Source organism: Acinetobacter sp. 1130196, from assembly GCF_000588095.1.
Taxonomy (GTDB): Bacteria; Pseudomonadota; Gammaproteobacteria; order Pseudomonadales; family Moraxellaceae; genus Acinetobacter; species Acinetobacter nosocomialis.
Window position 1 is genome coordinate 23250 of the sequence record NZ_JFWX01000002.1, and the last position, 21729, is coordinate 44978.

19 protein-coding genes are annotated in these 21729 nt (G+C 38.1%); 13 read left to right on the top strand and 6 right to left on the bottom strand.

Going from position 1 to position 21729, the window contains the following annotated elements:
- The first annotated feature begins 106 nt into the window (after positions 1-106).
- Positions 107-922 carry a PhzF family phenazine biosynthesis protein gene (locus J671_RS06795; protein ID WP_031981759.1) on the top strand — a complete coding sequence of 272 codons (816 nt, stop codon included), beginning with the start codon at positions 107-109 and terminating at the stop codon, positions 920-922.
- Positions 923-1044: 122 nt separating this feature from the next.
- Complete coding sequence (locus J671_RS06800; RefSeq protein WP_031981761.1) at positions 1045-3807, top strand: M16 family metallopeptidase; 2763 nt, start codon at positions 1045-1047, stop codon at positions 3805-3807.
- Positions 3808-3866: 59 nt separating this feature from the next.
- Here J671_RS06800 and J671_RS06805 read toward each other — a convergent pair whose 3' ends face one another.
- On the bottom strand, positions 3867-4256 hold the full coding sequence (locus J671_RS06805; RefSeq protein WP_002052603.1) for a DUF3144 domain-containing protein: 390 nt from the start codon (positions 4254-4256) through the stop codon (positions 3867-3869).
- A gap of 103 nt (positions 4257-4359) precedes the next feature.
- On the opposite strand from J671_RS06805, the gene J671_RS06810 reads away from it, so the two are divergent.
- Positions 4360-4992 (top strand): hypothetical protein, encoded by a 633-nt coding sequence (locus J671_RS06810; RefSeq protein ID WP_004885938.1) that lies wholly within the window; start codon positions 4360-4362, stop codon positions 4990-4992.
- Positions 4993-5027: 35 nt separating this feature from the next.
- Here J671_RS06810 and J671_RS06815 read toward each other — a convergent pair whose 3' ends face one another.
- Positions 5028-6491: a CYTH and CHAD domain-containing protein gene (locus J671_RS06815; protein ID WP_031981763.1), complete on the bottom strand. Its 1464-nt coding sequence runs from the start codon at positions 6489-6491 to the stop codon at positions 5028-5030.
- A 165-nt stretch (positions 6492-6656) separates the two neighbouring features.
- Here J671_RS06815 and J671_RS06820 point away from each other — a divergent pair, with 165 nt between their 5' ends.
- The 6 genes from J671_RS06820 (at position 6657) to rapA (ending at position 13626) form a co-directional block, all read left to right on the top strand.
- Positions 6657-7040 (top strand): DUF962 domain-containing protein, encoded by a 384-nt coding sequence (locus J671_RS06820; protein WP_022575306.1) that lies wholly within the window; start codon positions 6657-6659, stop codon positions 7038-7040.
- 114 nt (positions 7041-7154) lie between these two features.
- Complete coding sequence (gene thiE / locus J671_RS06825) at positions 7155-7766, top strand: thiamine phosphate synthase (RefSeq protein ID WP_031981765.1); 612 nt, start codon at positions 7155-7157, stop codon at positions 7764-7766.
- A gap of 41 nt (positions 7767-7807) precedes the next feature.
- Positions 7808-9106 carry a glutamate-1-semialdehyde 2,1-aminomutase gene (hemL, locus tag J671_RS06830; RefSeq protein WP_002052888.1) on the top strand — a complete coding sequence of 433 codons (1299 nt, stop codon included), beginning with the start codon at positions 7808-7810 and terminating at the stop codon, positions 9104-9106.
- 62 nt (positions 9107-9168) lie between these two features.
- The gene (locus tag J671_RS06835) at positions 9169-9873 is read left to right on the top strand and encodes an isochorismatase (RefSeq protein WP_031981766.1); all 705 of its coding nucleotides are present in this window, start codon (positions 9169-9171) and stop codon (positions 9871-9873) included.
- A gap of 132 nt (positions 9874-10005) precedes the next feature.
- On the top strand, positions 10006-10644 hold the full coding sequence (locus J671_RS06840) for an RluA family pseudouridine synthase (RefSeq protein ID WP_031981768.1): 639 nt from the start codon (positions 10006-10008) through the stop codon (positions 10642-10644).
- Between the two features lie 144 nt (positions 10645-10788).
- Positions 10789-13626, top strand: coding sequence for an RNA polymerase-associated protein RapA (gene rapA / locus J671_RS06845; RefSeq protein WP_031981770.1), 2838 nt, complete (start codon positions 10789-10791; stop codon positions 13624-13626).
- Between the two features lie 55 nt (positions 13627-13681).
- Here rapA and J671_RS06850 read toward each other — a convergent pair whose 3' ends face one another.
- Positions 13682-14698 carry an AI-2E family transporter gene (locus J671_RS06850; RefSeq protein WP_002052593.1) on the bottom strand — a complete coding sequence of 339 codons (1017 nt, stop codon included), beginning with the start codon at positions 14696-14698 and terminating at the stop codon, positions 13682-13684.
- 168 nt (positions 14699-14866) lie between these two features.
- Positions 14867-15562, bottom strand: a complete 696-nt coding sequence (gene fabR, locus J671_RS06855; RefSeq protein ID WP_004707630.1) for an HTH-type transcriptional repressor FabR — start codon at positions 15560-15562, stop codon at positions 14867-14869.
- A 140-nt stretch (positions 15563-15702) separates the two neighbouring features.
- Here fabR and J671_RS06860 point away from each other — a divergent pair, with 140 nt between their 5' ends.
- Positions 15703-16773 carry a ferredoxin reductase gene (locus J671_RS06860; RefSeq protein ID WP_031981771.1) on the top strand — a complete coding sequence of 357 codons (1071 nt, stop codon included), beginning with the start codon at positions 15703-15705 and terminating at the stop codon, positions 16771-16773.
- A 12-nt stretch (positions 16774-16785) separates the two neighbouring features.
- Complete coding sequence (locus J671_RS06865; RefSeq protein WP_002052591.1) at positions 16786-17880, top strand: fatty acid desaturase family protein; 1095 nt, start codon at positions 16786-16788, stop codon at positions 17878-17880.
- A gap of 32 nt (positions 17881-17912) precedes the next feature.
- Here the strand turns inward: J671_RS06865 and J671_RS06870 are convergent, their stop codons facing one another.
- On the bottom strand, positions 17913-18377 hold the full coding sequence (locus tag J671_RS06870) for a hotdog fold domain-containing protein (protein ID WP_031981772.1): 465 nt from the start codon (positions 18375-18377) through the stop codon (positions 17913-17915).
- 119 nt (positions 18378-18496) lie between these two features.
- On the opposite strand from J671_RS06870, the gene J671_RS06875 reads away from it, so the two are divergent.
- The gene (locus J671_RS06875; RefSeq protein ID WP_031981773.1) at positions 18497-19129 is read left to right on the top strand and encodes a TetR/AcrR family transcriptional regulator; all 633 of its coding nucleotides are present in this window, start codon (positions 18497-18499) and stop codon (positions 19127-19129) included.
- Between the two features lie 54 nt (positions 19130-19183).
- Here the strand turns inward: J671_RS06875 and J671_RS06880 are convergent, their stop codons facing one another.
- On the bottom strand, positions 19184-19888 hold the full coding sequence (locus J671_RS06880) for an SIMPL domain-containing protein (RefSeq protein WP_002052708.1): 705 nt from the start codon (positions 19886-19888) through the stop codon (positions 19184-19186).
- 467 nt (positions 19889-20355) lie between these two features.
- Here J671_RS06880 and J671_RS06885 point away from each other — a divergent pair, with 467 nt between their 5' ends.
- Positions 20356-21729, top strand: a complete 1374-nt coding sequence (locus tag J671_RS06885) for a diaminobutyrate--2-oxoglutarate transaminase (RefSeq protein ID WP_031981775.1) — start codon at positions 20356-20358, stop codon at positions 21727-21729.

A 21729-nucleotide genomic window follows, 5' to 3' on the forward strand; every position in this document is an offset into this window, starting at 1 on the left:
TTTATATACGTAAATTGCTACTGTGATGTTAATTTTAAAAAAACTGTATCTGTTTTTCTTTTAAATAATTTTTAAAAATGAGTCTATTAAGAAAGAGAGCACTAACATGAAAATGTATCAAGTCGATGCTTTTACCAAAGAATTATTTCGTGGAAACCCTGCTGCTGTAGTAGTTGAAAAAGAGTGGCTAGATGCAGATTTAATGCAAAAGATAGCGCTTGAAAATAACTTATCCGAAACTGCTTTTGTAAAAATTATAGACTCTGAAAATTATGAAATCCGTTGGTTTACTCCAACAGTTGAAGTCGATTTTTGTGGACATGCGACTCTTGCCAGTGCGTTCGTATTATTTAAAGATTATACCGAGAAAAAGACTCTTAATTTTCATGTACGAAACTTAGGCCTATTTGTCGTTCATCGAGATGAAGACGGCAAAATCAGAATGAATTTTCCAATTCGTAAGGCTCATCAAGTTGAAGATTATCCGGCTGTTTTACGTCAAGCATTAACAAAACCGTTTAAAGTGGTTTATCAAAATGTTCAAGCCTACATTGTTGAATATGAATCAGTTCAAGATGTGTTAGATGAGAAGCCTGACATGAATTTGCTTAAAGCCTTAGGTAAGCGGACTGCGATTACCACCAGTGGTCTTGATGTAGCAATAACGTCAAGAGCAGATCAAGACTATGATTGCGTATCGCGTTACTTTGCTCCTGTCGCAGGTATAGAAGAAGATCCTGTTACAGGTTCAATTCATACCGCAATAGCACCGCTATGGGCAGAGAAACTCGCTAAAAATAATATTACTGCTTATCAGGCTTCTAACCGTGGAGGCGTTTTGTATTGTAATGTCTTAAATCAGGAGCGTATTGAAATTTCAGGCTATGGCAAACTTTATATGCAAGCAGAAATTTTTCCTTAAAATATAAGGCCGTTTAAATAAACGGCTTTTTTTTCAAATCTTTACTATTAATGTCAGCTTAAATTTCCTACTATAGTCCCACAACTATTGATTTTTTATTATTCAAATTAATTGGTATTTATATGTTTATGCAGTTTAAACAACTGACTCTCTCCCTATGTATTCTTGGTTTAAGTGCTGCGTCTTTTGCACAAACAACATTAGTAAAAAGTAAGCAAAATATTGAGGAATATAAATTAGATAATGGTTTTCGGGTCGTACTTGCCCCGAATGACAAAGAAAATAAAATCTTTATTAATACCATCTATTTGACAGGTTCTTTAAATGATCCGCAAGGTAAAGGTGGCTTAGCACATTTACTTGAGCATTTGGCCTTTAAAGGCACGCAAAATGTAAAAGGTGAAGAATTCCAACGCCGTTTAGATCAATATACATTAATGACGAACGCGAGCACGGATTACTATTCAACTAAATACACGAATATTGTCCGTCCAGAAAAAACTGCACTTGATCAAGTACTGTATCTTGAATCTGAGCGTATGGACAAATTGGTTTTACAAGAAAAATTTGTTCCTTCTGAAATTGAAATCGTAAAGCGTGAACGTGAAGTCCGTATGGATCAGCCTTTTGCTGTTTTAATGGATCAAATGTGGAAATCGGCTTATGGAAACCAGTATTTAGGACGATTACCGATTGGTGATTTGCCAGAGCTTAAGTCAATTAAAATGCCGGAATTGAACCAGTTCTACCGTAGTTGGTACGCACCTAATAATGCGGTCATGGTGATTTCAGGTAAGTTTGATAAAACTGATGTTTTAAAAACGATAGACCAATATTTTAGTCCAATTCCTGCGCGAGCTGTGCCTAAGCGTGTTCAGGTGCCTGTGTTAGATTCTACAAAAATAAAGAATCGTGAATTTGTGGTGAAAAAAGGCAGTGATTTAGCCAAATTCCATATTTATATGAATGGAAAAAACATCAAAATTCAGCCGACACTGGCTTTAGCACCAATGTTATATACCATGCAGCCAAGTGGTCATTTGTACCAGAATATGGTTGAAACAGGCATTAGCACAGACGTTCAGGCATCAACTTGGTTAGACCAAGATTTTAATGTTGTATTTTTAGGGGCGGTCTACTCACCTAAAAACGACCCCAACAAAGTAGAAAGCGCTTTGCTCTCTGGAATTGAAAAAGGTAAACCTTTTACAGAGACTGAGCTAAAACGTGTAAAAAGTTTAATGAAAACACAAAGCGAGTTAGTCAATAAAGACGCCGTTGCTTTGGGTTCTCGTTTAAGTGATTACAGCGTAGCTGGTGGGCAGTGGGATCAATATTTTAAAGATTTAGATGCAGTTGAGAAAGTGAAGCTCAATGACGTAAATCAAACCTTAAAACAGTTCCTTATTGCTGGGCATCGTATTGATGGCGATATTTTGCCAACACCTGAAGATCAAAAGAAAGCATTACAACTCGACCCAAAAGATAAACCTAAAACTTTAGATCAGACAGATGCTAAACCAGAACCTTTAAAAGACCCGAAAGTTTATCAAGAAGAAGTTAACGAGTTTTTAAAAACTTCTAAGCAATATGCTGAGAGTAATGAGAAAAAGATTATTCGTGGAAAACTTAAAAATGGAATGAAGTATGCTTTGTTCCCTGTGGAAACCCGTGATGATCGTACCTATGCCACCATTACTATGGATTTTGGTACAGAAAAATCTTTATTTAATAAAGGCACGGTAGTTGATTTAACTTCGTATTTATTACTTCGTGGTTCTGATAAATATAGCTTGCAAGATATTGCCGATAAATCGATTGATGCTGGTGGCGCGGCTTATGCGAGTGCTGACGGCAATGGCATGACCATTAATATTCAATCTAAAACTGAAAAGTTTGATGAATTCTTCAAGTTTGTTCTAGAGGTTATGAAAAACCCTAAATTTGAACAATCTCAATTCGATTTAATTAAATCTCAAAGCTTATCTAGTCTTGATCGACCTTATACAGAACCTGATGTAGTTGCAGGTTTAACGTTGTCACGTTTAGTTGAAGAATATCAGCCAGGTGATTTACGCTACCACTTTGAACCTGAGTTAGCCAAAAAACAATTAAAGGATGTGACCCAAGAACAAGTCAAAGAGTTATATCAGCATTTCTTTGCAATGAACCATGCCCAAATTGCAATTACTGGCGCATTTGATGCCAAAAAAATGAAAAAACTATTAAATCAGGAGTTTGGTAGTTGGAACAGTAAACAACCATATGAAAAAATCTTAATTCAACACGTCGATTTTCCTGCTCAGCAAGTACATGCTTTATCTGAACAACGTGAGTTTGGTAGTTATCAAAGCGTACTTGCGATACCGGTTGGAAAAAATCATCCGGATGCATCTGCCTTAATTTTAATGAATTATATTTTAGGTGATTCTCAAATTTCTTCGCGTTTGGCTCAAGAGCTTCGTGAAAAAAATGCATTAGTTTATGGTTTTGGAACAGGACTGCAACTTGATCAGGACACCAATGTGGGTGCATTAAGTATTAGTGCAAACTATACGGCGGGGCGTTCGGCACAAGTTTCTGCTTCAGTTCATAAGGTATTAAATGACTTATTAACCAATGGTATTACCGAGCAAGAGCTTGCAGCAGCTAAAGCAGATCTCATGAAAAAACGTGTTACTGCATTAGAGGATGAGCGTAATATTCACGGTATGTTAAATATTGAGCTTGAGTCAGGTAAAACATTACTGGATCGTGTTAAGCATGATCAAGATTTAACAAAGCTAACTGTTGCTGATGTGAATGCAGTCATTAAAAAATATATTAAACTTTCCAATCTCGTTGAAGTGATGGCTGACCAATATGGCCAAGCGCAAAAGCAATAAATGACTTGCCAAATAAAAAGCCACATGAAGTGGCTTTTTATTTGGGTATTTAAAATTTATTAATGATCATGGTCATGCTTATGAGTATGAAAATCTTCATTCTTACGGAAACGTAAATAGTTTTCGAACTGTTCACAGTACTCATCAAAGTTATCTTCAAGCATCATTTGAAATTGTTGAAGCAGATAAGACATCACTTGCTCTTTTGCATCACGCATTTCATTGCCATCTTTAAAATTATTGGCAGCGACCCATGTATTAAAACGGGCAGTTGCAAATAACATCGCAGCACTCACTTGTCCGCGAAGCTCAGCTGGATCAGGTTTTTGGCCTTTAGGCGGGCGACAAAAATCATTCGCTTGTTTAATGAATTCATCCGCACGCTCAAAGAAAACAGCATTTAACGCTTCTTCTTCAGTAATATCTGTTGCATTAATCTTTTGAGACATGACTTATTCCCGCAAAAATAGAGCTGCTTATTATAGGCAAAGCCTTGCGGAAACAAAACCTTTGCCTTAGTCTGTAAATAGCCTAAGTATTGGGAGTTATAATATGCAAGATGCAATTGCCGTTCAAAGTCTAAAAACAGACATTGCTTTATTACGTCAGCATGTTTTTCCGCCCCAGTATTTGGAGCATGTCGAAGGGCTACCAATTTATTATGGTTTGCAAGAAGAAGTCTTAGCCTATTATCAACAATGGAAAGATTTAATAGAAAGGGCACAAGAGCTTTTTCAGCCTTTTATGGAAGATGAATTACCAGATGCGATTCATTTACCGAGTCATTTAAATTTACCTTTATTCTTTTTCCATGTAGACCGAATTCGTATTAATAAAACACGCGCAAAAGAATCTAAAACTTTCCGTGGTGTGGCCAGTCTTATTGAAAAATGTGGACAGTTTGACACAGACCAGATTTTTACCATGCAAGAATGGTTGCAAAGCGACGACACGGCAGCATTAGTTGCACACCGCGAATTTATCGATTTAAGAACTTATGTATTCCAGCATGGTCAAACTGAATATACGCGTTCACGGTTTTATACCAATGGTATTGTGTTGGGGGTAGAGCCACACTTTAAACTTGTTGACGCTCGTGATAAGCCAAGAAAACAGCGTAGTGATAGCTATAGCGACCCATTAGCAGATAATGGTGTATGGAAAGTATTTGGTAAATATAGATAAAAAGTCGCGGCATATTTGTCGCGACTTTAAAATTCTTACCAAAATATTTTTGCCTGTTTAAATTTTTGCAAAGCTTCGGCAGACTGATTTTGTAAATAAGGCTGTTTGGCTTTAACCCATCCTAATGCAAACCAAAAATGTGGGTCATGTTCAGTTGCTTTATTAAATAGATCTTCGGCAATAAACAAGTCGTTATAAAGTCCTAAAGTATTTTGCACAGGCTGTAATTTTTTTAAAAACTGCTGAACATTTTTACGTGGATATAAGCTTGATATAAATTCGATACAGTAACGTAATTGCTTCGCTTTTTTACGTATTTTGTGCTGTTCAGTGACTTCAAGTTCTGTGAAATGCTCGGCATGACTTATGACTTGGTGATGTAACTTGTCTAAGCTTTTTTCTATCTGTTTTTTCAATTTTCCTTTAGCGTTTTGGTTATCTTCTTCTGAATAAGCAAATGCCAGTAATGCGAGCACGAGCTTAACGGTTTCTGCAGATTTAAACAGTGTGGTTAGGTCTTTTAATGGCTGCTCAGAAATAGGTAGCAAAAGTTCAGGTGAACCATGCTGCACAATCATCGGTAAAATTTCAGTACGAATGGCATCTTCGTCTCGCGTGTCTCCAAGCTTGCGGAAAAGCTCGGCAATTTGTTCTTCCCACACAGGATTTAACTCGTCTGACCATGTTGCAAAATGGTGAAGTGCGCTGCGTAAACGGCGTAAGCTCACGCGTGCTTGATGAATGTGTTCAGCGTCTGCAACACCATCAGCAATTGCAGCCATATTCGGCAAGAACTGTCCCAAACAGTTTTCTACAATTTTTTTGAGCGCCTGTTCTGCTGAAACGTCTTTATCTAAGTTCAGATTTTTTGCGTGAACAGCCGGTGAAGCAGCTTGCCCCAATGCAAGTAAATTACCTCGCTCGGCTTTACTTCTAACATCGAGCCAAAGTTCATAACGATTAATCCATTGCTGAGCAAATTGAATAAGTGTTTTAACTGCACCTTGTTTAAGTTCGAACTCAACTTCGCAAATTTTGCTTTGTGCTGTTGCTGTTTTTACGACGCCGTCATCCAGACAGACTTCAATTGCTGTGTCATCTGCTTCAAAAACATGATAAGTACGTTGTACATCAGTCTCAAACTGTAAGCTTAGCTTTTCGACTTCAGAGCCTAAAGCTTGAGTAATCAAATCTGTGACGGCTTTATTGTCTTTATATAACTCAAGGTTTATTTCAGGTTCTTGTTCGCATTTTCCTAAAAAAACTTCTTCTTCAACACGATGTAAATGACTTTGGCCGGCAGCCTTAAAGGTTTGTACCCATAAATCATTTTCTTTACGTAAACGTAGAGCCATGCCATTTTTTGCGAGTAGGCGATTTGGTGTATCGTAATACTTGGCCTGTAAATGAATATGCTGCGCTTTATGCTTTTTTAAATACTGCTGAACAGTTTTTTTCTTCGATTCAGGTAACTGAAACTTAAGCTCAACTTCAACCATAATGGATCTCCCTGAATCAGGTATTTAAACTATCTTGAATAAGTATAATAGCTTAGCGCTAAAAATAATGTTTTTGATAGAGAAAGTTACAATCAAACATATGACGCTACACTTTTATTTAGGTGTACAATCAGGTGATGTTTTGATCAAATAAAAATCAGGAAGATGATCGTGAATGCACCAGTAAACTTTAGCCATGAAACTCAGCCAGAGTTTGAGTTACCGATTAAAAACTATCAGGAATTTTATCGTTTTTACTTAACCGAACACCGTAACATTATGAGCAGACGCTTACATGTGGTGGGAAGTAGCATTGGTCTATACTTTTTTTCAAAAGCGATTCGTAAGAAACAAGCTAAATATGTGCTCTATGGTTTGGTAGCGGGTTATGCAAATGCATGGGTTGGACATTTTGTGTTTGAAAAAAATAAGCCTGCCAGCTTTAAACAGCCACTTTATAGCTTTATTTCTGATTGGCGAATGCTTTCGGATGTTGCAATGGGTCGATTAAGTTTGATTGATCGCAAGCATGATAAAATTCCAAGTTAATTTATTTATTTTTTTAAATATACCGATTGGTACTGGTAAGCCTATATCAATCGGTACTTATGATGACTTATAAATCCGTTATACTAGCGAAGTTTTCAAAAGCGAGAGTAGAGTATGCGCGGTTTATATCTCATTACCAATGATGACCCAATCGAATTATTATTAGAAAAACTAGACGCTGCACTCGCAACCCATCAAATCGCAATTTTACAGTACCGCCGTAAAAAAGTAGACAAAGCCGATCAGCCTGCTGAAGTTGAACAGATTAAAGGTTTATGTGAAAAATATCAGGTTCCTTTTGTCATTAATGATGATCTAAAACTGGCTGCAAAGTTTGGTTTAGGTGTGCATTTAGGACAAAGTGACGGTGAAATTACCGATGCAAAATCACAGTTACCAGAAGGTGTCATTATTGGTCGTACTTGCCTAAACTCATTAGAACTTGCCCAAAAAGCAATTGCCGATGGCGCAACTTATGTTGCCTTTGGCGCTGTGTATGCAACTGCGACTAAACCGGAAGCAGGTAATGTAGGTATAGAAGTGATTAGGCAAGCAGCAGCTCAGTATGATTTACCTATTTGTGCAATTGGTGGTTTAACAGTTGAAAACTCAAAACCCGTGATTGAGGCCGGAGCTGACCTCTGTGCAGTCATTAGTGATATATTAGGTCGATCAACTGCTGAAATTCCTGCCCGTGTACAAGCATGGGCACAATTATTTTCTTAAGCTTTCAAAATTATTTTTAGATATTTAAGACGAGCATTTCCATGAGTTTATCTCCAAAGCAAGAACAGTTATTTAAACAAGCCAGCAAACACATTCCAGGTGGTGTGAACTCTCCGGTACGTGCCTTTAATGGCGTTGGAGGAACACCGGTTTTCATCGAGAAAGCCAAAGGTGCGTATTTATGGGATGTAGATGGCAAGCGCTATGTAGATTATGTTGGCTCTTGGGGACCAATGATTTTGGGTCATGCTCATCCAGATATTATTAAAGCTGTACAAACAGCAGCAGAAGATGGTTTAAGTTTTGGTGCACCAACCGTACACGAAACTACCTTGGCAGATATCATTTGTGAAATCATGCCATCTATTGAATTGGTACGTATGACCAACTCTGGTACAGAAGCAACTATGACTGCTATTCGTTTAGCACGTGGTTATACTGGCCGTGACAAGATCGTGAAGTTTGAAGGTTGTTACCATGGGCACTCTGACTCTTTATTGGTAAAAGCAGGTTCTGGTTTATTAACTAAAGGTGAGGGTGAACCAACATCGAAAGGTGTACCAGCTGACTTCGCTAAACACACTTTAACGCTGCCATATAACGATATTGCAGCATTAAAAGAATGCTTTGCAAAATTTGGTCATGAAATTGCGGGTGTCATTATTGAACCTGTCGCAGGTAACATGAATATGGTGAAACCAATTGATGGTTTCTTACAAGCGATTCGTGATGTGTGTGATGAATATAAATCTGTATTCATTATTGATGAAGTAATGACTGGTTTCCGTGTTGCATTAGGCGGTGCTCAGTCAGTTTACAACGTTAAACCTGACTTAACGACTTTGGGTAAAATTATTGGCGCGGGCTTACCTGTAGGTGCATTTGGTGGTAAGCGAGAAATCATGGAATGCATCGCACCTTTAGGTGGTGTATACCAAGCGGGAACTTTATCTGGTAACCCACTTGCTATGCGCGCAGGTATTGAAATGTTCAAACATTTACGTCAACCGGATTTTTACAGCAAATTATCGGCTCAACTTGAAAAGTTACTTGCAGGCTTACAAGCAGCAGCAGATGAAGCAGGTATTCCATTTAAAACTCAGCAAGCGGGCGCAATGTTTGGCCTTTACTTTACCGACCAAGAAGATATTACAAGCTTTGACTCAATGTTGGCATGTGATATTGAAGCTTTCAAAAAGTTCTTCCATGGCATGTTAAAGCGCGGTGTAAACTTGGCGCCGTCAGCATTTGAAGCAGGCTTTATTTCATCTGCTCATTCAGATGAAGATATCGAATATACGATTCAGGCTGCAAAAGAAACCTTCGCTGAAATGAAGTAAGCAAAAAGGCCCGTTTTAAACGGGCCTTTTAATTTGAGCTATTTTTATATTTGTAGAGAACAATGTTTTATCCCTTACCTCGAAAAATCCAGTTAGCCGCAAGTACTTCAAATTGGCCTATTGAATCTACGCATAGCATTTTGCTCATGGTTGGGTTAAATGAACTTGAAAATACCCCTGAATGGATGAACCAACCATTAGCCGATCATTTAGAAATGCTAAGCAAAAGAGCACAGGCACTCGAAATTCCAGTTATGATGATTCAGTCATCTCAACTTCAACAGGCCATGTTACAGCTTGGGCAACAGTTGTCATCAAACCCTCAGGCACAAGTGATAATGGCGGGAAATTTAACACCGCTATTTAAGCAAGTCATGCAGCTTGTTTTATCGATTACAGATTATGTAGCCGTTGTAAATGATGCGATTTTGGCGAGTAGTTTAGAGCAGCATATACAATGGATTGAAAAAATCAGTTTTGACTCCATTCAACATATAAACACACAGACTTTAATGCGCTTATGGTCTTTAAGTGCACCGTCGTCACAGGTGTTGTCCGATAAGGGAATTTTATTGGCAGTTGCTGAACAGGTTGGGCGGCATCCAATGGAAATTCATCCCGAAATAGATTTAAGAAACTATGGTCTAGACACTGCTGGAGTTAATTATCTGGTGGAATTATGGCGTGCGAACGGGGCGGGGCTAAGTGCTGAAGAGCTGATGCAAACACCTACGTTGCAACATATTATGCAGTTATTGAAGCACTAATCGGCTTTAGCCATAAACTGAATCATAATATTTGCAAATTCTGTTGTTAATTTACCCGAACGGCATTGTAATTCGGACGTAAGCTTTTTATTATTGCCCGCTTGTTTTTCATCTTACCTTGGGAATACAACTTTGAGTGATTTTCTAAGTGAACATCTGATCTATCGTGATGATGATTTTATGGTGATTCATAAACCTTCGGACATTTTGAGTGTGCCAGGGAAAGGTGATTTACATGACAGCGTTTTGACAAGACTGGTGACAATTGAACCACGAACTTTGCTCATTCACCGCCTTGACCGTGATACCTCGGGTATTTTGGTTTTTGGGTTATCTAAGCGTGGACAAAGTGCGATTGCACGCCAATTTCAAGACCGTCAAACTTCGAAAATATATGAAGCGTTAGTCGCAGGCCATCTACATGGCGAAGGGACTGTTGATATCCCTGTCGTCTATGACCCGAGTCGACCACCTTTACATATTGTCGACGCTTCTCATAATAAACCTGCTTTAACACATTGGCAGGCGATCGAACATTTCCAGATTCAGGGACAACCGGTTACGCGTGTCAAATTAACACCGATTACCGGACGTTCTCATCAACTCCGTGTACACATGCAATATCTGGGACATCCGATTGTAGGTGATACATTGTATGCAACACCGGAACAATTACTTGTTCCTCGTCTGTGCTTGCATGCCAAACAGTTAAGCTTTAATCATCCTGTCACAGGGGAATCATTAACGTTTAACTGTCCTGTACCGTTTTAATGTAAAAACTTTCAATGAGTAATTTTTGTAGCGAAATAATTTAATTGGTTTCTGCTGCAAAATTTTGCTTTAAAGACTACATAAAAAGATGCAAAAATAAGCTAATTTGCATCGTACAATATGTAGTGCGAACTTGAGAAAAAGGTGGAAAAATTGCAGCAGTATGCTATTGGTCAACGTTGGCTATCAGATACAGAGACTGAGCTCGGTTTAGGCGTTCTTATTGATGTAGATGAAAGATCTGTCAGCATTTTATTCCCCAAGAGTGATGAAACGCGTGTCTATGCACGTAATAACGCACCATTATCTCGTATCATCTTTAACACAAACGATGAAGTTCAAGATCAAGAAGGCCAAAAGTGGATTGTTGAGTCGGTTGAAGACCGCCATGGCGTTTTGCGTTACAACGTAGTTCGTACCTTAGAAAATGGCGAACAAGAACGTAAAGCGCTCAATGAAACTCGTATCGGTGCACAAATTCAATTATCAAAACCCTTAGATCGTTTGCTAGCAAGCCAGATCGATTATAAAGAGTGGTATGACTTACGCATTGAAGCCATGCTAATGCAAGCGCAAATGCAAACCAGTCCATTACGCGGCTTGGTTGGTGCACGCGTTGGTTTAATCCCACATCAACTCTATATTGCACATGAAGTCGGTAAACGTTTTGCACCACGTGTTTTACTTGCCGATGAAGTAGGTTTAGGTAAAACAATTGAAGCTGGTTTGATTATCCATCAACAGCTTAAAACTGGTCGTTCAGAACGTATCCTCATCTTAGTCCCTGATTCGCTGCAATATCAGTGGATGATTGAAATGCGTCGCCGTTTCAACTTGCAATTTTCTCTGTTCGATTTAACCCGTACTGCGTCTATTAAAGAACATGATCCAGAGCTTAACCCGTTCTTAACTGAGCAATGCATTATTGCCAGCGTCGACTTGATGGTGGACCATGACGATTTACGTGAGCAAGCACTAGAAGCTGGTTTCGATTTACTCGTTGTCGATGAAGCGCATCATTTAATGTGGAGCGAAGAAGAAGGCGGTAATGATCGTTACGACTTAGTTGAAGAGCTTGCCGAAAATACGGCTGGGGTATTACTTCTTACAGCAACACCTGAACAGCTTGGTGTAGAAAGTCACTTTGCACGCTTACGTTTGTTAGATCCGCAGCGCTTTAGCAGTTTAGAGCGTTTCTTGGATGAAGAAGCGCAATATCAGCAAACTGCTCAAGTTGCAGAAGTATTGATGTCAGATGAACCTTTAACTCAAGAGCATTTAACTGCTTTAGAGGGTTTATTGGGTCATTCAATTGAAGATCAGCCTGAACAACGTTTCAGAGCGATTCATGAGTTGTTAGACCGTCATGGTACAGGTCGTATTTTATTCCGTAATACGCGTGAAGCGATTCAAGGTTTCCCAGGTCGTGATTGCCAACCAGCACCTTTGCCAGCGCCAGAAGATTGGTCAAAAGACGGTAAACTACGTGAGCAAATGTGGCCAGAAGAAGCACAAATTGATGGATCATGGATGCAAAATGACCCACGTGTGCCATGGTTAATGGAAATTCTACGTAAAGAACTTAAACATAAAAAAGTTCTTTTAATTGCACGTAGTGGTCCTGTAGTTGAATCTTTAGAAAGCGCACTTCGTTTGCATGCAGGTATTCGTACTGCAATGTTCCATGAAGGCATGAGTTTACTTGAGCGTGACCAAGCAGCTGCTTACTTTGCAGAAGAAAGCTATGGTGCTCAAATTTTACTGTGTTCTGAAATTGGTTCAGAAGGTCGTAACTTCCAGTTTGCGAGTGATCTCATTTTATTTGATTTGCCTGCAAACCCAGATGTTTTAGAACAACGTATTGGTCGTTTAGACCGTATTGGTCAAGAAAACCGTATTCAAATTCATGTACCTTACTTAATGGGCACCGCTCAAGAGCGTATGTTCCGTTGGTACAATGAAGCATTAAATATTTTTAGCAATATTTCTCCGACAGCTCAAACGCTGCAAGAAAACTTTATTGTTGAATTAAAAGACTGCTTGCTTTCAGATCAAGGCCAAACATTCGAAGACTTACTCGAAGAAGTCAATGTTCAACGTCAAGCTTTAGAAACAGAGTTACAAGCTGGTCGAGATCGCTTGCTTGAATACAACTCATGTCGTCCTATCGTTGCACAAGAAATTGTTCAAGCCTTAGAAGACTACGATGACAACACAACATTACCTATGTTTGTGAAGCGTTTTATGTCTTCAACCAATATCGATTTTGATGAGCAAAGTAACGGTACTGTTATTATTCGTCCAACAGACCAGATGCAAGTACAAGGTTTGGCACTAGACGAAGAGGGCATGACTGCGACGTTCTATCGTGATCAAGCACAAATGCGTGAAGACGCTCAATACCTGACCTTAGAGCATCCGTTCATTGAAAGTGTAATGGAAATGATCCGTACACAATCCTTCGGTAGTACTAATGTTGCTGTTCTTAAGTCAAATGCATTAAAGCAAGGTTCTGTATTACTTGAAGTTTGGTTTAAAGTTGATGTAGTTGCACCAAAATCTTTGAACTTGCCATCAAGCTTACCGAAACAGCTCATTCGCGTGTTGTTAAGTGAAAATGGTCAGGACTTGTCTGAAAAGATCGATCCAACCATTTTAAAACCATATTTGCACCATTTAGATGGCAATAGCTGCCGCCAAGTGGTTAAAGCTCGCCGTGAAGTAATTGAAGAGCGTTATAGACAAGCGCTTGATATTGCTAAAGTAGGCTTGCCACAGTTACAACAGCAGGCAAAAGAGCATTATGGTAGCAAATGGCAATACGAGATTGACCGCTTAACTTATTTAAAACAGTTCAACCCAAGTATTCGTCAAGACGAAATTGAGCGCTTACAGAAGTTGCAAAAAGAAGGCTTGAGTTTACTCGATGGCTTAACTGTAACTCCGGAAGCGATTCAAGTACTTGTGGTGGTTAAACCATAAGTAGGAAATCATAAAAAAGCGCCGTAACGGCGCTTTTTTATTGAGTAAAATTTAACTAAATCATTCTGGCATCTTTTAATTCTAGTTTTAAATAGGCATAAAAGATTGGAGCTGCAATCAGGCCACCTAAACCAAAAATTGACTCAAAAATTAACATTGCCAATAAAATTTCCCATGCATTGGCATTAATTTTATGTCCAATAATTTTCGCATTAATAAAATATTCTAACTTATGTACTAATACGAGATAGAGCAGAGCAACGCCTGCTAGACCGAGTGAAACCGTAAGCGCAGCAATAAATGTGAGCGTATTTGAAATTAAGTTGCCTAAAATCGGAATTAAGCCAAACAAGAAAGTAAGAATGGTTAATGTTTTAGCGAAAGGCAGATGAACACCCCAAATCGGCAATATTACAAATGCAAATAATATAAAGAGCAGCGTATTAATTGCTGAAATTTTAATTTGAGCAAAAACGACGTTTCTAAAAGAAATTGATAACTTTTGAATACGTTGAATGAGTAAAGACTTAAATATAGGCTGTGGTGTTCGACGGTGAAAGCCATGAATAGCCACCAAAATACCAATAATAAGGCCCATAATCATCGTTACGAAGTTATGTAAGATATCGGAACTGGCATTTTTTAATGTCGTCACGTTATCTTTCATAAACGCAAAAATTTCATCTTTTAGTTCTGTAACGCTGTCTGGAATATAACCTGGAAGATATTTGCCAATTTCGGTTTGTAAGTGTAATAGCGTTTGATCGACTTTATTGTTGATATTATGGATACCTACACCTTTTAAGTCATAAACCACAAAGCTAATTAAACTTGTAATGAAAAAGGCGATGAGTGAAACCGTGATAATACTGAGTAAAATACTAATAAAAATGCGGGCTCTTTGACCATCAATATAACGTTCAACAATAGAGCTTAAACTAATAATAATTTCATAAATGAGAAAGCCAGCAAAAAAGCTTGCTAAGAGATGCAAGGGGATAACCGAAAGCAAAAAAATGCCCATCAGAATATAACTTGCAATCAGGCTTTGACGATTACTCAAACTTTGCATGTGAATCCCTAAATATCGTGGGGAAATATGGGTATGTATTGCTAGAATAATAATTACTTATACTCTTGCATGTTGGTTGCTTCAATCTACGAATTATATTTTTATCAAGAAACTGGTATATCTGTATAAAAAATGGCTTGTAAAATCACAAACCATTTTATGTTGAATTTATCGTATTTTTGCTTCGTCTAGATGACGGGCACCTTCTAAAATCATTCTTATCATAATCATGGTTTGTTCTGCGACTTCTGCACGTTGATGAACCGGAAGATCAATCACCTTAGCACCCATATGAAATACAAGTTGCGTAATTGCTTTTGCAACGAGTTCTGGATGGTATAGATGGTTGTTGTTTAATCGCTCTAGACGGATTAAATCTTCTTGTAGTTCTTGTTGGAAGAAGTTGAGCTGGCGGTCTACAGCAGCTTTATAAGAAGCTGAACCTGTAAAGCCTTCGCGTAACAACAAACTTAAATTACCTTCATCTGCATCAAGCTGTTGAAGAAAAATTTCTACCGAACTACGAATAATGCTGTCTTGAAAAGATGCCCGTAGACGAGCTTGACGAATAATCTTACGTAAAACGATACCAGCGCGGTCAATGAGTGAAATGGCTAATTCATCAATATCTTTAAAGTGGCGATAAAAGCTATTTGGTGCAATACCAGCTTCTCTCGCAACTTCACGTAAGCTTAATGAGGCGATACTTTTTTGTGGACCAATCAGGTTAAGTGCAGCCTGAAAAAGTTCCTCTTTAGTAATCGTCGCTTTTCTTCCAACAGAACGCGTTACTGTTTTTATTTCAATGACATCTTGTGAAGAGCTTGTGTCATTTTGGCTCTGAGAAAGTGAGGTTTGGGTCATGCTTTTCAATATATTCTTAAACTCTCTGGATTATAGCGTTAGACAGGGAACTTGTGAAATTGTAATTAAAAGTACGGGTGTATATACAAATATATATACATGTGTATAATAATTAAAAAAGAGCGACAGAGCCCTCAGTTATGCAAGCAATCGAAAAGAGAAATTCTCTATTCAATTCATTAACACAAGCCGTATTTGATAAAGATATGGCGAGTTTCTGGCTACAAAAAATAAATCCCTTATGGTCTGTACAGCACGGACTAGTTCAAATTGTAAAAAAAGAATTCGTAGCTCATGACACTGTGAGCCTTACTTTAAAATGCAACCGTTTGGTCAAAATGGGAGCAGCAGGTCAGCATCATCCACTGATTGTTGAAATTGCGGGCCGCCGTTATGAACGTACTTATAGCTTGACACAAATCGATGCAGAGCACTTACGTTTAACCGTTAAAAAAGTTGCTGATGGTGTTGTTAGTAATTGGTTCATTGCTGAAAGTAAGATTGGTGATATTTTTGAGCTTGGTCAACCTTATGGTGATATGCAACAAAATATCCAGACACCAAAATTAATTATGTTAGCTGCTGGTAGTGGTATTACACCAATGTTGAGCTTAATCACAGCAATTAAGCAAAGCCAGCAATTAGAAAAAGTGCAGGTTCAGCTTTTATATTGGGTAAAACAGCGTTCTGATGCTGCTTTTACAGAGTATTTCGAGCAAGTGGCTGAACAAAACCCAAATTTCAGCTATCAGGTGTTTTACACACAAGAAACACCAAATGATGAGCGCTTAAATGCCGAACATCTTGCTTTGGTTGATGATATTGAAAACAGCACGGTCTACGCATGTGGTCCATCTGGCTTTGTTTCAACTGTCGAAGAGCTTTTTGAAAAAGCAGCAGCCGTGCTTACTGAAGCGTTTAGTTTAAGCAATGCAAGTTCTGCAGATGATGTCGGTTATGTGAATGTCACATTAACTCAGTCTAATAAAGTGATTGCAATTCCTAAGGGACAATCGATTTTGGTGAGCCTTGAGCATGAAGGTGTTAAGCCAACACACGGTTGCCGTATGGGAATTTGTAATAAATGTGTTTGTAGTAAAACGCAAGGTTCTACACGTAACCTACTAAACGGTAGTCAAAATACAGAACCAAGCCAGTTACTTAAAATTTGTGTGAACTCAGCACAATCCGATCTAGTTATTGATCTTTAAGAGAGACCTCTTATGAATATGCCAGTGAAAGTCGAATATTTTAAAAATCCTAAAAATCGCGATTTGACTCCAGCAGAACTTGAAGCATTTGCAAAAGAGCTTGACCAGATCAAACAAGAAGTATTGGATGATTTGGGTGAAAAAGATGCAAAATATATCCGTCGTGTTTATGCTGCCGTTCGCTATAGCAGTCTTTTAGGACGAGCATGCTTATTTGCAGGTTGGTTCCCACCAGCATGGATTTTGGGTACAGGTCTATTAGGTTTCTCTAAAATTATGGAGAACATGGAACTTGGTCATAATGTTATGCATGGTCAATATGACTGGATGAATGATCCAAAATTTAATGGCCAAACTTATGAGTGGGACACGGTAGGTACATCTGATAACTGGCGCCAAACTCATAACTATAAACATCATACTTATACCAATATTAAAGGTATTGATGATGATATTGGTTATGGCTTACTCCGTTTATTCCCTGAGCAACGTTGGAAACCAGGGTTTTTACTGCAACCGATTTATAGTATTCCATTTTGCTTATTGTTCCAGTGGGGCGTAGCAATTCAGAATCTTGAAATTGGGCGTGTGCTTTATAAACGTAAGACCAAGGCACAATTTTTAGAAGAGTTAAAACCAGTGAATAAAAAAATTGGTAAGCAACTTTTTAAAGACTATGTTTTCTTCCCTCTCATTGCAGGGCCAGCAGCTTTACCAGTATTTACGGGTAACTTAGTCGCTAATGGTCTTCGTAATATCTGGACATTCAGTATTATTTTCTGTGGTCACTTCACAAAAGATGCAGAAGTATTTCCAAAATCTGTTTTACAGGAAGAAAGCCGTGGACACTGGTATATGCGCCAAATTCGTGGTTCTTCTAACTTAACAGGTTCTGAGGCATTTCATATTTTGTCTGGTCACTTAAGTCATCAAATCGAACATCACTTATTCCCAGATATTCCTGCTCGTCGTTATCGTCAAATGGCTCCAAAAGTTGAAGCAGTTTGTAAAAAATATGGTTTGAACTATAACAATGCCAGCTTTGTTAAACAGTTCGGTCAAGTGGTCGGGCGTATTGCAAAATATGCTTTCCCATTTAAAAAATAATATGAAAAAGCCCTGAGAGTTCAGGGCTTTTTTTATTTCTTTTTAGAAATCCACATCGTAATAGTGGCATGGAATACCTTGTCTTTGTGAGTGTCGTAAACATCTACATTAACTAAATATTCTCCAGCCTTTTCCCAGTCATAATTCGCATGTACAGGCGCGGCTACAGCAATAAGATCCGTTTCTGCCTTTTTTAAATATTCAACAGTCATGCCTTTTGGAATCCAGCGATGAGTAGAAGGGACAGTAACTTCTGTCATTGTTCCACCTGCGAGCTCTGCCATATTACACATGGCAATTGCATGTACTGTTCCAATATGGTTAAGCACAGAACGCTTCTTTTTGATGGAAATTTCACAATAATTTGGCTTTAGCTCAATAAAAAGAGGAGAAATACTGCCGAAATAGGGTGCTTTTAGGCACAGCATACGAGAGAAAGTCCACTTTCCTTTAGGGAAAGCAGTGATTTTATTCCAGAGTTCTAATGTTGTTGCCATAATTAATTTTCCTTTAATTTGAAAATACAGAATATTATTCTGTTAAAGAATATAGTTCTGTTTACAAATATACGTCAAGTCATTCAAAATATCTCCGATGACTGGTCAGAGAATACAAAATGGTGTCTGCTCAAAATTTATTAGAACGTTTGTATCCCGGAAGAAGGGCTGCGTTAAAACGACAAATATTGTTAGATGCTTTAGATTGCTTTTTAGAGCATGGCATTGAAGCGACCAGCATTGAAATGATTCGTGCTAAATCAGAAACGAGTGTTGGAGCGGTTTATCACCATTTTAAAAATAAAGAGGGAGTCGTCGCGGCTTTATTTTTTTCAGCTTTAGATGACCAGACAGCACTAAGAGATGAATATTTAAAACGGGCCAAAACATTACAAGAGGTAGTATTTGGTTTAATTCATAGTTATGTAGACTGGGTAAGTGAACAACCCGAATTTGCAAAATTCTTAATTACTGCTCATTTCAATATTATGCAAGGGGAAGAACAGCAACAACTTGCTCAAAAAAATAAAAGTAGAAACAAAAAGATATTCAGTTTGATTGCAGATTTTGAAGAATTTAAAGCATTCCATATGATTCCACATGAACTTTTGCTATCACTGGTCATTGGTTCTACAGAAAGTTATTGTCGTGCGTGGTTATCACAACGAGTAAAGTCTGACCCTAAAATCTATAAAGACTTGTTAGCCAAAGCAGCATGGAGTTCATTGCAAGAATTATGTTTAGAACGATAATGTGGAGTATAAAAAAACCGCATTAAGAATGCGGTTTTTTAGTTTGAAAAATAATTATTTAAACTGGATTGAACCATTTGCATTTACGGTAATTTTAGACTCACCAGCAGCCATATCTTGAGCTGGCGCTGCAGCTTCGGCCAGCGCAAATTTAGCCATACTTGCACGCATTACAGGCTGAGGAAAATAGTTATTCGTGTTTAGGTTTAGATTAACTAACGTGTATTGGCTCTTATTCCAAGCTTGAGTCAACATTTGAGCACGTTGCTGGAAGCTTTTAGATGCTTCAACCATTAACTCATTTTCAACTTTTTTACGTTGCTCATCTGAAACACTAAAATTAATGGATTGAGTTTGAAAGCTTTGTTGTAACTCATTAATTAATTGGCTTGCTGCTTTAAAATCTTTACTTTCTAAACGGATTTCTGCACGGCCACGCCATTCTTTTAATTTGTTACTGTCATTGTCATAAATTGGATAAGTGCTTTGAGCACCGGTTTCCACTTTTACCTGTGGATATTTGCGTGAAGTCGCCAGTGCTTGATTCATTAACTGGTTAATTTGATTTGAAAGTTCAGCAGGCTGCTTGTTACTTTTTTCAATATATAAAGTTGCATGCATTTCATCGTTAGATACCTGACGAGAAGCTTCTGCTTGAACATTTACAATATTGTAGTGAAGTGCATTATCATCTTGGGCAAAAACCATAGGGCTGAGTACCGTACCAAGTAGAAGAGTAGATATTGCTAAAGTACGCATAAATTTATCCTTTAAAAATTAATATAAATTTAATTTTTTTTCATTAAGAAATGTTAAACATAAGTTATGCATAACTTTTGCAGATTTTGTGGGGTATTTGTAATATTTAAATCAAGTTTTTTAATTTTTGGTGCAGACAAAAGCTTTAAAAAATAAAAACTTAAAAATAAAGTATTTCAATGTAAATTAAAAAATCAAACTAATATAAAAAAAGAATATTTTCTTTAGGTTGTCACATAGTATGATGATAATTCATCATAACTATTGGGATAATACATTTTTTCAATAAGATTAGATGAGTAAAGTACACAAAAGACGTTTTTTTTCTTGCAAAATTAGGTATCATCGCGCTCCTAGTTACAAGATATAAAATATGTGTCTTCGCTAGTTCTATAAAGCACCGAGTCAAAGGACCAAAAGTCACCAGACTTATTTCTTTCTACCCTTATCAGAGATGGTAATCCGATATGAGCGTTACTTCTGTCAACCCTGCCACTAATGCTACTAACGAATATTATTTGACTCGCCAAAGTCAAATGGAATCGAATGTTCGTAGCTATCCACGTAAATTACCGTTAGCGATAGCGAAAGCACAAGGTTGCTGGGTTACTGATGTTGAAGGTACACAGTACCTTGATTGTTTAGCTGGGGCAGGTACATTGGCTTTAGGTCATAATCATCCTGCGGTGATTCAAAGTATTCAAGACACATTGGCAAGTGGTTTGCCATTGCATACTTTAGACTTAACCACACCTTTAAAAGATGCGTTTACTGAAGCGTTGTTAGCATATTTACCAGGTGGTAAAGAAGAGTATTGCTTACAGTTCTGTGGTCCTGCTGGTGCAGATGCGACTGAAGCAGCAATTAAACTTGCTAAGACTTACACTGGTCGTAGTTCAGTAATCAGTTTCTCTGGTGGTTATCATGGTATGACCCATGGTTCACTAGCAATGACTGGTAACTTAAGTGCGAAAAATGCAGTTAATGGTTTAATGCCAGGCGTACAATTCATGCCATATCCGCATGAATATCGCTGCCCACTTGGTTTAGGTGGTGAAGCTGGTGTTGATGCTTTAACTTACTATTTTGAAAACTTTATTGAAGATGTTGAAAGCGGTGTAACTAAGCCGGCTGCTGTTATTCTTGAAGCAATTCAGGGTGAAGGCGGTGTTGTTACAGCTCCAGTAAAATGGTTGCAAAAAATCCGTGAAGTAACTGAAAAGCACAACATCGTTTTAATTTTAGACGAAGTTCAAGCTGGCTTTGCACGTTCAGGCAAAATGTTTGCATTTGAACATGCAGGTATTGAACCTGATGTTGTTGTAATGTCTAAAGCAGTAGGTGGTGGTTTACCACTTGCAGTATTAGGTATTAAACGTAAATTTGATGCTTGGCAGCCTGCTGGTCATACGGGTACTTTCCGTGGTAACCAACTTGCTATGGGTACTGGTCTTGTCGTATTAAAAACGATTAGCGAACAAAATCTTGCTCAAAATGTGCAAGAGCGTGGTGACTTCTTACAAGCTGAATTGAAAAAATTAGCTACTGAATTCCCATGTATCGGTAACGTACGTGGCCGCGGTTTAATGATCGGCGTTGAAATCGTTGACGAGCGTAAACCTGCTGACCGTATCGGTTCTCATCCTGCTGATTCTCAGTTAGCAGCTGCGATCCAGACTGCTTGCTTTAACAACAAGTTATTGCTTGAAAAAGGCGGTCGTAACGGTACAGTAATTCGTTTACTTTGCCCACTCATCATTACTCAAGAAGAGTGTGTTGAAGTAATTGCCCGCTTCAAGAAAGCAGTTGCAGAAGCATTGGTTGCAGTACGAGGCGCTTAA